The sequence below is a fragment of the Pseudomonas sp. LF020 genome (genome assembly GCF_053456425.1).
This window is the reverse complement of the sequence record NZ_JBRFIX010000001.1, coordinates 419,726-434,784: the sequence shown is the minus strand read 5'-3', so window position 1 is coordinate 434,784 and position 15,059 is coordinate 419,726. Positions and strand designations below refer to the sequence as shown.

12 protein-coding genes and 1 pseudogene are annotated in these 15,059 nt (G+C 60.5%); 7 read left to right on the top strand and 6 right to left on the bottom strand.

Translation table 11 applies throughout. From position 1 onward, the window contains the following. Positions 1–44: 44 nt before the first annotated feature. Together argJ and secA are read right to left on the bottom strand one after the other, a co-directional pair. Entirely contained in the window at positions 45–1,262 is a 1,218-nt protein-coding gene (gene argJ / locus ACU680_RS02010; RefSeq protein ID WP_258675798.1) for a bifunctional glutamate N-acetyltransferase/amino-acid acetyltransferase ArgJ, read from the bottom strand. A 122-nt stretch (positions 1,263–1,384) separates the two neighbouring features. Next, complete coding sequence (gene secA, locus ACU680_RS02005; protein WP_007962079.1) at positions 1,385–4,120, bottom strand: preprotein translocase subunit SecA; 2,736 nt, start codon at positions 4,118–4,120, stop codon at positions 1,385–1,387. A 307-nt stretch (positions 4,121–4,427) separates the two neighbouring features. On the opposite strand from secA, the gene ACU680_RS02000 reads away from it, so the two are divergent. Then, positions 4,428–4,883 carry a DUF721 domain-containing protein gene (locus ACU680_RS02000; RefSeq protein WP_400763770.1) on the top strand — a complete coding sequence of 152 codons (456 nt, stop codon included), beginning with the start codon at positions 4,428–4,430 and terminating at the stop codon, positions 4,881–4,883. Between the two features lie 90 nt (positions 4,884–4,973). Here the strand turns inward: ACU680_RS02000 and ACU680_RS01995 are convergent, their stop codons facing one another. Further along, complete coding sequence (locus ACU680_RS01995; RefSeq protein WP_448178525.1) at positions 4,974–6,455, bottom strand: helicase HerA-like domain-containing protein; 1,482 nt, start codon at positions 6,453–6,455, stop codon at positions 4,974–4,976. Between the two features lie 185 nt (positions 6,456–6,640). Between ACU680_RS01995 and ACU680_RS01990 the strand changes: the two are divergent. The 5 genes and pseudogenes from ACU680_RS01990 to gpgF all read left to right on the top strand — a co-directional run. Then, positions 6,641–7,672, top strand: a pseudogene (locus ACU680_RS01990) (HAMP domain-containing protein); the annotation flags it as partial. Between the two features lie 93 nt (positions 7,673–7,765). Further along, entirely contained in the window at positions 7,766–8,530 is a 765-nt protein-coding gene (locus ACU680_RS01985; RefSeq protein ID WP_371859049.1) for a methyl-accepting chemotaxis protein, read from the top strand. Between the two features lie 174 nt (positions 8,531–8,704). Beyond that, positions 8,705–9,817, top strand: coding sequence for an N-acetylglucosaminyl phosphatidylglycerol synthase (gpgS, locus tag ACU680_RS01980; protein ID WP_007965918.1), 1,113 nt, complete (start codon positions 8,705–8,707; stop codon positions 9,815–9,817). Further along, positions 9,810–10,586 (top strand): N-acetylglucosaminyl phosphatidylglycerol deacetylase, encoded by a 777-nt coding sequence (gene gpgD / locus ACU680_RS01975; protein WP_448178524.1) that lies wholly within the window; start codon positions 9,810–9,812, stop codon positions 10,584–10,586. The genes gpgS and gpgD overlap by 8 nt, the downstream gene beginning before the upstream one ends. Next, entirely contained in the window at positions 10,583–11,578 is a 996-nt protein-coding gene (gene gpgF / locus ACU680_RS01970) for a glucosaminyl phosphatidylglycerol flippase (protein WP_448178523.1), read from the top strand. Before gpgD ends, gpgF begins: the two co-directional genes overlap by 4 nt. Before the next feature lie 73 nt (positions 11,579–11,651). Here gpgF and ACU680_RS01965 read toward each other — a convergent pair whose 3' ends face one another. Together ACU680_RS01965 and purU are read right to left on the bottom strand one after the other, a co-directional pair. Continuing rightward, on the bottom strand, positions 11,652–11,819 hold the full coding sequence (locus tag ACU680_RS01965) for a hypothetical protein (RefSeq protein WP_166496444.1): 168 nt from the start codon (positions 11,817–11,819) through the stop codon (positions 11,652–11,654). Between the two features lie 88 nt (positions 11,820–11,907). Further along, complete coding sequence (gene purU / locus ACU680_RS01960) at positions 11,908–12,756, bottom strand: formyltetrahydrofolate deformylase (RefSeq protein ID WP_003227580.1); 849 nt, start codon at positions 12,754–12,756, stop codon at positions 11,908–11,910. 337 nt (positions 12,757–13,093) lie between these two features. On the opposite strand from purU, the gene mvaT reads away from it, so the two are divergent. Continuing rightward, the gene (gene mvaT, locus ACU680_RS01955; RefSeq protein ID WP_003227581.1) at positions 13,094–13,471 is read left to right on the top strand and encodes a histone-like nucleoid-structuring protein MvaT; all 378 of its coding nucleotides are present in this window, start codon (positions 13,094–13,096) and stop codon (positions 13,469–13,471) included. 103 nt (positions 13,472–13,574) lie between these two features. On the opposite strand, the gene sbcB is transcribed toward mvaT, so the two are convergent. After that, positions 13,575–15,005: an exodeoxyribonuclease I gene (sbcB, locus tag ACU680_RS01950; protein WP_367085529.1), complete on the bottom strand. Its 1,431-nt coding sequence runs from the start codon at positions 15,003–15,005 to the stop codon at positions 13,575–13,577. Between the last annotated feature and the right edge of the window lie 54 nt (positions 15,006–15,059).

Genomic DNA, 15,059 nt, shown 5'->3' with positions numbered 1-15,059 from the left:
GAGTGAGCCTGCTCGCGATGGCGGCGACTCGGTCTCAGGTTGGATCAGGTCCGGTATTCGGCGTTGATCTTCACGTATTCATGCGACAGGTCGGTGGTCCAGATGGTTTCGCTGCAATCGCCACGGCCCAGCTCGATGCGGATGGTGATCTCTTCCTGCTGCATCACCGCCGAACCCTGTGCCTCAGTGTAGGTCGCTGCGCGTGCGCCACGGCTGGCGATGCACACGTCACCGAGGAACACGTCGATCTTGCTCACATCCAGATTCGGCACGCCGGCACGGCCGACAGCGGCCAGAATGCGCCCCCAGTTCGGGTCGGAAGCGAACAGCGCAGTCTTGATCAGCGGCGAGTGGGCCACGGTGTAACCGACGTCCAGGCATTCCTGATGATTGCCGCCGCCGTTGACTTCAACGGTGACGAATTTGGTCGCGCCTTCGCCGTCACGCACGATGGCCTGGGCCACGTCCATGCACACTTCGAACACCGCTTGTTTGAGCTTGTTGAACAGCTCGCCTTCGGCACGGGTGATTTCCGGCAGCGCAGCCTTGCCGGTGGCGATCAGCATGCAGCAGTCGTTGGTCGAGGTGTCGCCGTCGATGGTAATGCGGTTGAACGACTTGTTCGCACCGTCGAGCATCAGGTTGTGCAGCACGTCGCGGGAGACTTTGGCGTCGGTAGCGATGTAGCCAAGCATGGTCGCCATGTTCGGGCGAATCATGCCTGCGCCTTTGCTGATGCCGGTGACGGTGATGGTCACGCCGTCATGCTCGAACTGACGGCTGGCACCCTTGGGCAGGGTGTCGGTGGTCATGATGCCAGTGGCGGCGGCTTCCCAGTTGTTTTCCGACAGGTCGTCCAGCGCCGCTTGCAACGCGCCTTCGATCTTCTCGACCGGCAGTGGCTCGCCGATCACGCCGGTGGAGTACGGCAGGATCTGGCTGGCATCGACACCGGTCAGCTCGGCCAGTTTAGCCGTGGTGCGCTCGGCAGCCGCCAGGCCCGGCTCACCGGTACCGGCGTTGGCGTTACCGGTGTTGGTCAGCAGGTAACGCACGTCGTTCTGCACACGTTTTTTCGCCAGGATCACCGGCGCGGCGCAAAACGCGTTCAACGTGAACACACCGGCCACGGTCGAACCTTCTGCGCAGCGCATCACTACCACATCCTTGCGCCCGGGGCGCTTGATGCCGGCCGAGGCGATACCGAGTTCAAAACCGGCAACCGGGTGCAACGTTGGCAAAGGACCAAGACCAACAGCCATGAATGCGCTCCTTACTCAATGATGTCAGCACCGCTCACAGGGATGGCGGTGGTGTAAATGGCAAAACGCCGCGACGGCAGAAGCCGGTCGCGGCGCGGGTATTTCAGCGATTGAAACGGGAGTTACTGGATCTGCCCGTGGCAATGCTTGAATTTCTTGCCCGAACCGCAGTAGCACAGTTCGTTGCGACCCAGCTTCTGCTCGTTGCGTACCGGCGCGGTGGCGAGGGCTACATCGACCTCTTCACCCAGCACTTCCGGCTGCTCCAGACCAGGGGCCTCGGCGTGTTCGAACTGCATGCGGGCGGCCAGTGCTTCGGCCTCCTGACGCAGACGTTGCTCTTCGGCTTCCGGATCTTCGCGGCGCACCTGAACGTGCGACAGCACACGGATCGAGTCGCGCTTGATCGAATCCAGCAGCTCGGAGAACAGCGTGAACGACTCGCGCTTGTATTCCTGCTTCGGGTTCTTCTGGGCGTAGCCACGCAGGTGGATGCCGTGACGCAGGTGATCCATGGTCGACAGGTGGTCTTTCCACAGGTCGTCCAGCACGCGCAGAACGATTTGTTTCTCGAACGAGCGCAGTGCTTCGGCACCGGCCTGATCTTCTTTCTCGTTGTACGCCGCCATTAGCTCGACCATCAGCTTCTCGCGCAGCGTCTCTTCGTACAGGTGATCGTCCTCGTCGAGCCATTGCTGGATCGGCAGTTTCACCCCGAAGTCGCTTTCCAGCGAAGCTTCCAGACCGGCCACGTCCCACTGCTCCGGCAGCGATTGCGGCGGAATGTGTGCGCTGACGGTGGCGTTGAGCACGTCTTGACGGAAGTCGGCGATGGTTTCACCGATGTTGTCGGCGGCCAGCAACGTGTTACGCATGTGATAGATCACTTTACGCTGTTCGTTGTTGACGTCATCGAACTCAAGCAGCTGCTTGCGGATGTCAAAGTTGCGACCTTCGACCTTGCGCTGCGCCTTCTCGATCGCATTGGTCACCATGCGGTGCTCGATCGCTTCGCCAGGCTGCATGCCCAGGGCTTTCATGAAGTTCTTCACCCGGTCAGAGGCGAAGATGCGCATCAGGCTGTCTTCCAGCGACAGGTAGAAGCGGCTGGAACCGGCATCACCCTGACGACCGGCACGGCCACGCAGCTGGTTGTCGATACGACGGGATTCGTGACGCTCGGAGGCGATCACCTGCAGACCGCCGGACTCCAGCACCTGCTGGTGACGCTTCTGCCAGTCGGCCTTGATCTGGGCGATCTGCTCGGGGCTAGGGTTTTCCAGCGCCGCGACTTCCACTTCCCAGTTACCGCCCAACAGGATGTCGGTACCACGACCGGCCATGTTGGTGGCGATGGTCAGGGCGCCCGGACGACCGGCTTGCGCGATGATCTCGGCTTCTTTTTCGTGGAACTTGGCGTTCAGCACCTTGTGCTCGATGCCTTCCTTGTTGAGCAGGTTGGACACATGCTCGGAAGTTTCGATGGTCGCGGTACCCACCAGGATCGGACGACCCTGGGCCATGCCTTCCTTGATGTCGTTGATGATCGCCGCGTATTTCTCTTCGGCGGTCAGGAACACCAGGTCGTTGAAGTCTTTACGCGCCAGCGGCTTGTTCGGCGGAATGACCATGACCTGCAGGCCATAGATCTGGTGGAATTCGAACGCTTCGGTGTCGGCGGTACCGGTCATGCCGGACAGCTTGGTGTACAGACGGAAGTAGTTCTGGAACGTGGTCGAAGCCAGGGTCTGGCTCTCGGCCTGGATGTTCAGACCTTCCTTGGCTTCGATGGCCTGGTGCAGGCCTTCGGACAGACGACGACCCGGCATGGTACGACCGGTGTGTTCGTCGACCAGTACGACCTGACCGTCCTGCACGATGTATTCGACGTTGCGGTGGAACAGCTTGTGCGCACGCAGACCCGAATAGACGTGGGTCAGCAGGCCCAGGTTATGCGCCGAGTACAGGCTCTCGCCTTCAGCCAGCAGGCCGACACCGGTGAGCATTTCTTCGATGTACTGGTGACCGGCTTCGTTGAGTTCGACCTGACGGGTCTTCTCGTCGATGGTGTAGTGACCGGCCTTGGTGACCTGGCCTTCGACTTCTTCGACGTGCAATTCCAGCTGCGGGATCAACTTGTTGATCTCCATGTACAGCTTGGAACTGTCCTCGGCCTGACCGGAAATGATCAGCGGGGTACGGGCTTCGTCGATGAGGATGGAGTCGACTTCGTCGATCACGGCAAAATTGAGTTCGCGCTGGAATTTCTCTTCCATGCTGAACGCCATGTTGTCGCGCAGGTAGTCGAAACCGAATTCGTTGTTGGTGCCGTAGGTGATGTCGGCAGCGTAGGCGGCGCGCTTCTCTTCCGGCGGCTGGAACGGCGTCACGACGCCGACGGTCAGGCCGAGGAATTCATACAGCGGGCGCATCCAGTTGGCGTCACGGCGGGCCAGGTAGTCGTTCACGGTTACAACGTGCACGCCCTTGCCGGACAGCGCGTTGAGGTAAACGCCCAAGGTCGCCACGAGGGTTTTACCCTCACCGGTACGCATTTCGGCAATCATGCCTTCATGCAGGGTCATGCCGCCGATCAACTGGACGTCGAAGTGGCGCATGCCCATGACGCGCTTGCCGGCTTCACGGGCGACCGCGAAGGCTTCAGGCAACAGCTTGTCGAGGGATTCCCCTTTGGCGATACGGGCCTTGAACTCATTGGTCTTGGCGCGCAACTGATCGTCCGAAAGGGCCACCATTTGCTCTTCGAAGGCATTGACGAGCTGCACCGTCTTGAGCATGCGTTTGACTTCACGCTCGTTCTTGCTTCCAAAAAGTTTCTTTAACAAAGGCGCAAACATATCGGCAGGATCTTCCACACTAAAGGGATGGAGGGCGGCCCCGTGAGTCGCCCGTGCAGCCCTCATGGCCGCATGCGAACGAGCATTCTACCCGGAAACGGTGGTGAGGAAAGTGGCGATATTCCACGATGCTGGCACTGCGCTTTGACGGGGCTCACTTAAAATAAGGGCGTTTTGCTCAACTTCAACCCATCAAGGCAAGAAGTTAGTTGTTGATTTAATGGGTAAAGCAGGGACAAAAGCAATGGGCGAGTGGTTCCGTTGCTTTCTGCTACCATGACGCCTCTGTTACTTCAGGTGTTCGATCATGGCATTTCGCCCCCTTACAGCCAGAGCGCCCGCCGTTCTGCTACGCGAAGCCAAGCCGCTCAAAGCCATCCTCGGCCATGCCCAACGCCTCGCTCATCTGCAACGCCTGCTTGAAAGCCAGCTGCAACCCGCCGCCCGCGCACACTGTCATGTGGCCAAGTGGCGTGAAGGCGAACTGTCGCTGGTGGTCACTGACGGCCATTGGGCTACACGCCTGCGCTACCAGCAAAAACGCTTGCAACGGCAACTGCAGCTGTTCGAAGAGTTCGCCAACCTGACGCGAATCAAGTTCAGCGTGCGACCACCGATCATCCAGCCTGGGGCTGCCGGGCACACGATGGACCTGTCGAGCGATGCGGCGGCGACCATTCAGTCCACGGCCGACGGGATCAGCGATCCTGGCCTGCGCGCGGCGCTTGAACGACTGGCGGCGCACGCTAAAGACAAGGCCTGAAGCAAAAGCAAAAGATCGCAGCCTGCGGCAGCTCCTACAGTTGAAAATACGTTCCCCTGTAGGAGCTGCCGAAGGCTGCGATCTTTGCTTTTAGCGGCGTTTGCTGCCGCCAAGTAACGAGCCCATCAAACCGCGCACCAGTTGCTTGCCCAGATTGTTCGCGGCCTGGCGCATCGCCGATTTCAAGGCTTGCCCCGCCGCCGTGCCCAGAAATTCTCCGGCCCGATCGGCCAGGCTCGGCTCTTCGGCTGCCGGCTTACCCGCTGGCGCATCCGGTGCCAGATCCTTGCGGCCCATGAGGATTTCGTACGCGGATTCGCGGTCGATCGGTTTGTCATATCGGCCCTTGAACGGCGACCCGGCAATCAGCATTGTGCGTTCGGTTTCGCTCAGCGGCCCGATCCGCGACTGCGGTGGCGCCACCAGCACCCGCTGGACCATCTCCGGCGTGCCTTTTTCCTGCAGCGTCCCGACCAGTGCTTCGCCGATACCCAATTCCGTCAGCACCGACAAGGTGTCGAATGCCGGATTCGGCCGGAAGCCATCGGCCACCGCGCGCAGGGACTTCTGCTCCTTGGCGGTGAACGCACGCAAACCGTGCTGGATGCGCAGACCGAGTTGCGCCAGCACGTTATCCGGCAAATCCCCCGGTGACTGGGTGACGAAATACACGCCGACACCTTTCGAGCGAATCAGCCGCACCACCTGCTCCAGACGCTCCTGCAGCGCCTTGGGCGTATCGCCGAAGAGCAAATGCGCTTCATCGAAGAACAACGCCAGCAGCGGCTTGTCGGCATCGCCGCGCTCCGGCAACTGCTCGAACAGCTCGGCCAGCAGCCACAGCAGGAACGTCGCGTAGACCTTTGGAGCCTCGTGCACCAGACGGCTGGCATCGAGCAAATGAATCCGTCCACGGCCATCGGCGGCCGGTTGCAGAATGTCTTCGAGTTGCAGCGCCGGTTCGCCGAACAAGGCTTCAGCGCCCTGCTGTTCCAGGGTCGCCAGCCGGCGCAACAGTGCCTGACTGGAACCGGTGGTCATCAGCGCCGCGTCTTCGCCCAGCAACTGCGGGTTGTCCTTGAGGTGATTGAGCAGCGCCTTGAGGTCTTTCAGATCCAGCAGCAACAGGCCTTCGCGATCCGCCACTTTAAAGGCTGCGTACAGCGCCGACTGCTGGCTGTCGGTCAGTTCCAGCAGGCTGCCGATCAGCAACGGGCCCATTTCACTCAAGGTGGTACGCAACGGATGACCGGATTCACCGTGAATGTCCCACAGCGTCACCGGATAAGCCTGCGGCTTGTAATCGAGCCAGGGCATCCCGGCGATACGCTCGGCGACCTTGCCCTGCGGATTGCCGGCGGCGCCCAGGCCGCACAGGTCGCCCTTGATGTCGGCGGCGAACACCGCGACCCCGGCGTCACTGAATGCTTCGGCAAGGCGTTGCAAAGTTACGGTCTTGCCGGTCCCGGTCGCACCGGCGATCAGCCCGTGGCGGTTAGCCAGGCGCATGGCCTGAGCAATCGGTTGCCCCGCCAGATCGGCGCCGATAACGAGTTGCGATGTGTCAGGCATTTTGTCACCTATGGTTAATCTTTAATCCGCTGTGGCCGATAGCTAAGGGCGAGAACCTGCTGAAAAGTCGGTCGGACATTTCCCTAAGGAGAGTCGGAAATATCAGTTTGTTTCACCCTTGCCCATTTTGCGCGTCTTTATAAAAGCACGCCCAGGACATTAAGACCTTAGCGGAACCCCAAGCCATGAACAAAAACCTGCGCTTCAGCCATAAAATTTTGCTTGCCGCCGCCCTCATCGTCATCGCCGCTTTCGCCTCGTTCACGCTGTACAACGACTGGCTGCAACGCAACGCGATCCGCGATGACCTGAACAACTATCTCAACGAGATGGGCGAAGTCACCGCCGACAACATCCAGACCTGGCTCAACGGGCGCATTCTGCTGGTCGAGAACGCCGCCCAGAACATCGCCATCAATCCGGAACCGGCCAACGTCGCCAGCCTGCTGGAACAGAAATCCCTGACCTCGACGTTCATGGCCACTTACCTGGGCGATGCCACCGGTCACTTCACCATCCGCCCGGACGTGAAGATGCCTGACGGCTTCGATCCACGGGTGCGCCCTTGGTATAAAGGGGCCGAGAGCAGCAGCGCCTCGACCCTGACCGAACCGTACATCGACGCCGCCACCGGCCAGTTGATCATCTCCATCGCCACCGCCTCGAAAAAGGCCGGCCAGAGCGTCGGCGTGGTGGGCGGCGACCTGAGCCTGCAAACCCTGGTCGACACCCTCACCGCGCGGGACTTCTCCGGCATGGGCTACGCGTTCCTGGTCAGCGCCGACGGCAAGATCCTCGTGCACCCGGACAAGGCGCTGGTGATGAAGTCACTGAAAGAAGCCTATCCGCAGGACACTCCGCACATCAGCAGCGACTTCAGTGAAATCACTGTCGATGGCAAGACTCGCATCGTCAGCTTCACCCCGATCAAAGGCCTGCCGTCGGTGAACTGGTACATCGGGCTGTCGGTGGACAAGGACAAAGCCTTCTCGATGCTCAGTGAGTTCCGCACCTCGGCGGTGATTGCCACGGTGATTGCGGTGGTGATCATCATCGCGCTGCTGGGCATGCTGATTCGCCTGCTGATCCAGCCGCTGCACGTCATGACCCGCGCCATGGAAGACATCGCCGACGGCGAAGGCGATCTGACCAAGCGCCTGACCATCGTCAATAACGATGAGTTCGGCGTGCTGGGTACCGCATTCAACCGTTTCGTCGAGCGTATTCACGGCTCGATCCGTGAAGTGTCGTCGGCCACCGGGCAGGTCAACGAGGTCGCGTTGCGCGTGGTCGCCGCGTCCAACTCGTCGATGTACAACTCCGACCAGCAAGCCTCACGCACCAGCAGCGTCGCCGCCGCGATCAATCAACTGGGCGCCGCCGCCCAGGAAATCGCCCGCAACGCCGCGCAAGCCTCGAACCAGGCCAGTGACGCCCGTGGTCTGGCCGAAGACGGCCAGCAAGTGGTGGATCGCAGCATCAAGGCGATGAATCAACTGTCGAGCATGCTCAGCGCCTCCAGCACCAACATCGAGTCGCTGAACAGCAAAACCGTGAACATCGGGCAGATCCTCGAAGTGATCACCAGCATCTCCCAGCAGACCAACCTGCTGGCACTCAACGCCGCCATCGAAGCGGCGCGTGCCGGTGAGGCCGGACGTGGTTTTGCCGTGGTCGCCGACGAAGTGCGCAACCTGGCGCACCGCACCCAGGAATCGGCGCAGCAGGTGCAGACCATGATCGAGGAGCTGCAAGTCGGCGCCCGAGAGTCGGTGAGCACCATGAGCGACAGCCAGCGCCACAGCCAGGACAGCGTGGAAATCGCCAACCTCGCCGGCGAACGCCTCAACAGCGTGACCCAGCGCATTGGCGAAATCGACGGGATGAACCAGTCGGTGGCGACCGCGACCGAGGAGCAGACGGCGGTGGTCGAGTCGATCAACGTCGACATCACCGAGATCAACACGCTGAACCAGGAAGGTGTCGAGAACCTGCAGGCGACGTTGCGCGCCTGTTCGGATCTGGAGCAGCAGGCTTCGCGCCTGAAGCAGCTGGTCGGCAGTTTCCGCATCTAAGATCAAAAGATCGCAGCCTGCGGCAGCTCCTACAGGGTGAACAGAAATCCCCTGTAGGAGCTGCCGCAGGCTGCGATCTTTTTGCCCTGGAGACCCACCGCGTATTCCCGACCGAACATCTATTCTGGATAAAGGTCAACCAAGGGAGTGCAACGCAGCGGAGGGTTGATCACTGTGCATATCGCCGACATCACCATGTTCTACGCCCCGGCCAGCGGCGGCGTACGCACCTACCTGGACGCCAAGCATCGTCGGCTGGGCGTCAAACCCGGGATTCGCCACAGCCTGCTGATCCCCGGCGCGCACTTGAGTGAACACGATGGCGTCTACACGGTGCCTGCTCCCGCCCTGCCCTTTGGCAAGGGTTACCGCTTCCCCGTGCGTCTCGCCCCCTGGCGCAACGTCCTGCAGGATTTGCAGCCGGAGCTGATCGAAGTCGGCGATCCGTACCTGACGGCCTGGGCGGCGCTGGATGCACGACGGCAACTGGACGTGCCGGTGATCGGCTTTTATCACTCGGATCTGCCGTTGCTGGTGGGTAACCGCATGGGTCATTGGGTCACGCCGAATGTCGAGGCGTACGTCAGCAAACTGTATGGCAACTTCGACCGGGTGCTGGCGCCGAGTCAGGTGATGGCCGACAAGCTCCGGGGCCTGGGGGTGCGCAACGTCTTCGTGCAACCGCTCGGGGTCGATCTGCAAACCTTCCATCCTGACGCCCGCGACAACGGTTTGCGCGCCGAACTGGGGATTGCCGAAGACACCCGCCTGCTGATCTTCGCCGGGCGCGGATCCAAAGAGAAGAACCTGCCGATACTGCTCAAATGCATGCAACGTCTCGGCCCGCGCTACCACCTGCTGCTGGTCGGTTCATCGATGCCCGCTGTGGTCCCGGACAATGTCAGCGTGATCGACGGGTTCTGTCCCGCCGCCACCGTCGCAAGGTTGATGGCCAGCGCCGACGCCCTGCTGCATGCCGGCGATCAGGAAACCTTCGGTCTGGTGATCCTCGAAGCCATGGCCTGCGGGATTCCGGTGGTCGCGGTGGCGGCCGGAGCATTTGAAGAAATCGTCGCCGAAGACTGTGGCTTGCTCTGTGCGCCGAACAACCCGCAAGCCATGGCCAATGCGGTGCGCGAGCTGTTCAGTCGCGGCTGCGTAAAACTCGGCCAACAAGCCCGGCAACACGTCGAACGGCGTTATTCCTGGGACAGCGTGGTTGACAGCCTGCTCGGCCATTACCACGCGGTGCTCGGTCACTCGCTGCCAAGGGTGGCCAATGGCTGATTCCTTGAATGACCGCGCAGTGCTGCTGGTGCTGCACGACGTGGCACCGTCGACGTGGGCGGATTATCAGCCATTTGTCGAGGCGGTCGACGCAATGGGTGGCGTGCCGATGACCTGGCTGGTCGTACCGGATTTCCATGGTCACGACGCACTTGAGGATCATCCCGTGTTTTGCCGAATGCTCGGCGAGCGGCTGGCCCGTGGCGATGAACTGGCCTTGCACGGCTATTACCATGACGACCGCGAGCCGGCACCAACCACGCCGCGCGACTGGTTCATGCGCCGAATCTATACCCACGAAGGGGAGTTTTATCGCCTGTCCCGCGAAGCCGCCCTGGCGCGACTGCGCGACGGCATCGAACTGTTCCGGCGCAATGGCTGGCCGTTGCACGGCTTCGTCGCCCCGGCCTGGTTGATGAGCGAGGGCACGCGCCAGGCCCTTCGCGAAACACCATTGAGCTACACCAGCGACCCGCAACATTTTTATCAATTGCCGGATTTCACCGCCATCAACGCCCCGGGTCTGGTGTGGAGTGCGCGCAGCGCCTGGCGCCGGGGCCTGTCAAAAATCGTCAGCGAGCAACGCGAACAGCAATGGCGCGACGCCGCGGTGATTCGTCTAGGCTTGCACCCGGTAGACATGCGCCACGCTTTCGCGCGTGATTACTGGCTACGAACCCTTGAACGGCTGCTGGCAGAAGGACGCACGCCCATGACCAAAATCGACTGGCTCAGCAAGCAACGCGGGCGAATGGAGCGCGCTGCATGAGTCGCGGCATTGTGCTGTTGATCGGCCTGCTCGCTGCTGTACTGATCCCGGTGTTGCTCGGCGGCGGCGAGATCGGTGCGCGCCTGCAAAACTTCCCGCTGCAATGGCTGCTGATCATGTTCGGCATGATTCTGCTCTGCTGGGGTATCAACACCCTGCGCTTGCGCTTGCTGCTGGGCGATCAACGCGAGCGGGTCACGCCGCTGAAAAGCCTCGGCGTGGTGATGGCCGCCGAGTTTGCCTACTGCGCCACGCCCGGCGGCAGTGGCGGGCCGCTGACGATCATGGCGTTGCTGGCGCGCAGCGGTGTGCGCCCGGCCCGTGGCAGTGCGGTGTTTGCCATGGATCAGTTGAGCGATCTGCTGTTCTTTCTCTGTGCCTTGAGCGGCATCCTGATTTACGCCTTGTTTCAGCACCTCAGTGACCGCCTCGAATGGTTGCTGATGGTCAGTGCGGTGTCGCTGTTCGGTGGGCTGTTCAGTTGCGTGCTGCTGGCGCGCTACCACCGCCGCCTGATCCTTTTAAGCGGGCGCCTGCTCGCTCGCCTGAACGTGCGGCCCGCCACTCGCCGGCGCTGGGCACGCAAGCTGCTGCATTTTCTCGCCGCGTTCATCGATACGCTCAAGTTGCCGTGGCAGACCCTGATCAAAGTCTTCGCCCTGACCTGCGTGCACTGGCTGCTGCGCTACAGCGTGCTGTACCTGGCCTTGCGCGGGCTGGGCGCGGACCTGCAATGGGCCTGGAGTTTTCTGGTGCAGATGCTGTCGCTGGGGGCTGGTCAAATGAGCCTGCTACCCGGTGGCGCTGGGGCGGCAGAACTGACCTCGGCGGCGCTGCTGGCGCCGATGGTCGGCAAATCCACTGCAGCGGCAGCGATCCTGATCTGGCGGGTGGTGACGTTCTATTTCTATCTGGTGGTGGGCGGGCCGGTGTTTCTGTTTATGCTCGGGCGGCCATTGCTCAAGAAACTGTTGGAGATTCGACAAGCCTGAAAAGATCGCAGCCTGCGGCAGCTCCTACATAGAAATGCGATCCCTGTAGGAGCTGCCGCAGGCTGCGATCTTTTCAGGCTTCTCCCTCCGGTTCGGGCTTTACCTGCTCCCACAACTCGGCAGCCCCGGGAAACTCGGTGCCATCTTCCGGACTGAGGTCATCCGGGTCGTAGCGGCTCAGACAACCTTCGCCCAATGTGGCAGGTGCTTTCGAAGTGGCTTTGTCCAGTGGATCGCTCACGGGCAGTTCCTCAACGGCTGAAACGAAAAAAGGGCCTGGGACGATTGAACGCCCAGGCCCTTCTTTATTCAAGTACGCGCAGGTTCGATCAGAACACCACGGTCTTGTTGCCGTGCACCAGCACGCGGTCTTCGAGGTGATAACGCAGGCCACGGGCCAACACCATCTTCTCGACGTCACGGCCGAAACGCACCATGTCTTCGATGCTGTCGCTGTGGCTGACACGCACCACATCCTGCTCAATGATCGGACCGGCGTCCAGCTCTTCGGTCACGTAGTGGCAGGTTGCGCCGATCAGCTTCACGCCGCGCAGCGACGCCTGATGGTATGGCTTGGCACCAACGAACGACGGCAGGAAGCTGTGGTGAATGTTGATCACCTTGTGCGCGTATTCGCGGCAAAGCGCCGGCGGCAGGATCTGCATGTAGCGCGCCAGTACCACCACTTCGGCATCGTGCTGTTTGACCAGACGCGAGACTTCGGCGAAGGCCGGCTCCTTGTCCTGCGGGTTGACCGGGACATGGTAATAAGGAATGCCGTGCCACTCGACCATGCTGCGCAGGTCGTTGTGGTTGGAAATCACGCAGGAGATTTCGCAATCGAGCTCGTCGCTGTGCCAGCGGTGCAGCAAGTCGGCCAGGCAGTGGGATTCGCGGCTGGCCATCAGCACCACGCGTTTCTTCTGCTCGGTGTCGGTGATGCGCCAGTCCATCGAAAACTCTTCGGCGATCGGCGCAAACTTCTCGCGCAGCACTTCGATACCGAACGGCAGCGAATCGGCGCGGATCTCGTGACGCATGAAGAACCAGCCATTCTGATTATCCGAATGGTGGCTCGCTTCGGTGATCCAACCGTTGTGGGATGCCAGAAAGTTACTGACTTTGGCAACGATGCCAACGCGGTCAGGGCAGGAAATCACCAACCGAAAGGTGCGCATGGGGGGGAAACTCCAGAACTTCGCAAAGGCGGCCATTCTAGCGACTGTGCGCGGAAACTGCAGTATTGATGACCACATCCCCGCAGGCAGGCCCGATTCGCGGCGTCTGACGTCACGCGCGGCAAAACTATAGTCCTGCAGTGAAGCTGTTCGGCCAGATAATTGTGAATACTCGTGATGACTGCATCACATTATTTAAATGACCATTCAATTCAACGGTTATTCCACGTAACTAATTCAAATAAAAAAACCGGTTAAATGTTTACTTGATGAAACAGCCTGACTATTATTGCGGCACTGTCCCTGCCATTCAACACATCCGCATAAGGTAGTTACCATGTCCTTGATCAACGAATATCGCGCCACCGAAGAAGCAATCAAAGAGCTGCAAGCGCGTTTGAAGAACCTGTCGCAAGACGACAAATTGCAAGCCGAGCTGGAATTCGAAGGCAAACTGCGCACCCTGATGGGCGAATACTCCAAGTCCCTGCGCGACATCATCGCCCTGCTGGATCCGGAATCGAAAACCAAGGGCACCCGTGGCGCCGCAGTCAAAACTACCGGCACCAAGCGCGCGCGCAAAGTTAAACAATACAAAAACCCGCACAACGGCGAAGTCATCGAAACCAAAGGTGGCAACCACAAGACTCTGAAAGAGTGGAAAGCCAAGTGGGGCGGTGACGTGGTTGAAGGCTGGGCTACCCTGCTGGGCTAAGCCGCAACGCCTGTCGCAGACTGCTTCTGCGGCCCATGAAAAACGCCAGCATATGCTGGCGTTTTTTTATGCCCGGCATTTCACGGGCACACTATGTTCGATTTCAAAGATTCAAACGTTTGCGCAATGCCTGGACATAATTCTGCCACTCATTGAGCACTTGATTCTGTATCGGCGTAGCACTAAGCACCCATTGCTGCGCGGCCTCGGCAAAAGATTGCAGGGTATTAGGCGCGCCCATTTGCGGCTCGGACAAACGCTGCTGGCAGAATATTCTCCAGCGTTCTTGCTCCTCGGAATTCAACGTATCGGGAAAGTTACGTGCGCGATATCGAAAGAGTAATTCCGGCAGACGTTCATCATCGAACGGCCAGTGTTCTTGCGCTAATTGCGCCGGATCAGCCGTCCTCACTTGCTCGCATAGACGCCGGTCACGATCACCGATGAATCCATCGTACAACTGCTGTTCCGGATCTTCGCTCGGCGTGAAGTCTTCGCTGGCGTAAATCGCCGCGACTTTATCTTTCCAGACTTGTTGTGCGTCACTTAGCCGCAGTGCACGCGCCTGATACAGCGCCATATCCAGACCCAGGCGCTGCTGATCGTCAGCGCGCAACACCGACAACGGCGCCACCACCGGGCAGCGATTGATGTGAATCAGTTTGAGCGGCACCGGCAGTTCACCCTCGGCGAGATCGTCGCGGCGGGTATACAGGCGCTGGCGCAGGGCTTCCGCATCCAGGTCCAGCAAACCTTGCGGATCAAGGTGCAGGTCACAGACGATCAGCGCATTGCGATTGCGCGGATGCCAGGCCAAGGGCAGCACCACACCGACATAGTGCCGCGCCGCCGAGAAGCGTCCGGAGATATGCACCAGCGGTTGCAGCAGACGAATCTGATCCATGACCTTCTGCTTGCTGCGCAGTTGAAACAGCCAGTCATACAACTTCGGCTGTTTCTCGCGGATCAACCGCGCCAGCGCGATGGTGGCGCGCACGTCCGAGAGTGCTTCGTGGGCATGCCCATGGTCGATGTTGTTGGCGGCCGTCAGGCGTTCGAGCTTGAGGGTGACCTTGCCTTGGTCATCGGTTGGCCAGACCAGCCCCTCCGGGCGTAACGCATACGCGGCACGCACCACATCGATCAGGTCCCAGCGACTGTTGCCGCCCTGCCATTCACGGGCGTACGGATCGAAGAAATTGCGATAGAGACTGTAGCGGGTCATCTCGTCGTCGAAACGCAAGGTGTTGTAACCCGCGCCGCACGTGCCGGGCGCCGCCAGTTGTGCGTGCACGCGGGTCATGAAATCGGCTTCGCTCAAACCCTGTTCGGCGAGACGACTTGGGGTGATGCCGGTGATCGCGCACGCCGCCGGGTGCGGCAGGATGTCTTCGCTGGGCTGGCAGTAGAGGTTGACCGGTTCGTCGATTTCATTGAGGTCGTGGTCGGTGCGAATCCCGGCGACCTGCAGCGGACGGTCGTTGCGCGGATTGATGCCGGTGGTCTCGTAGTCGTACCAGAAGATTGAAGTCACGGGCGGTTCCTGAACTGAAGATCGGCAAAGTCTAGGCGTTGAACGGCCGTCGCG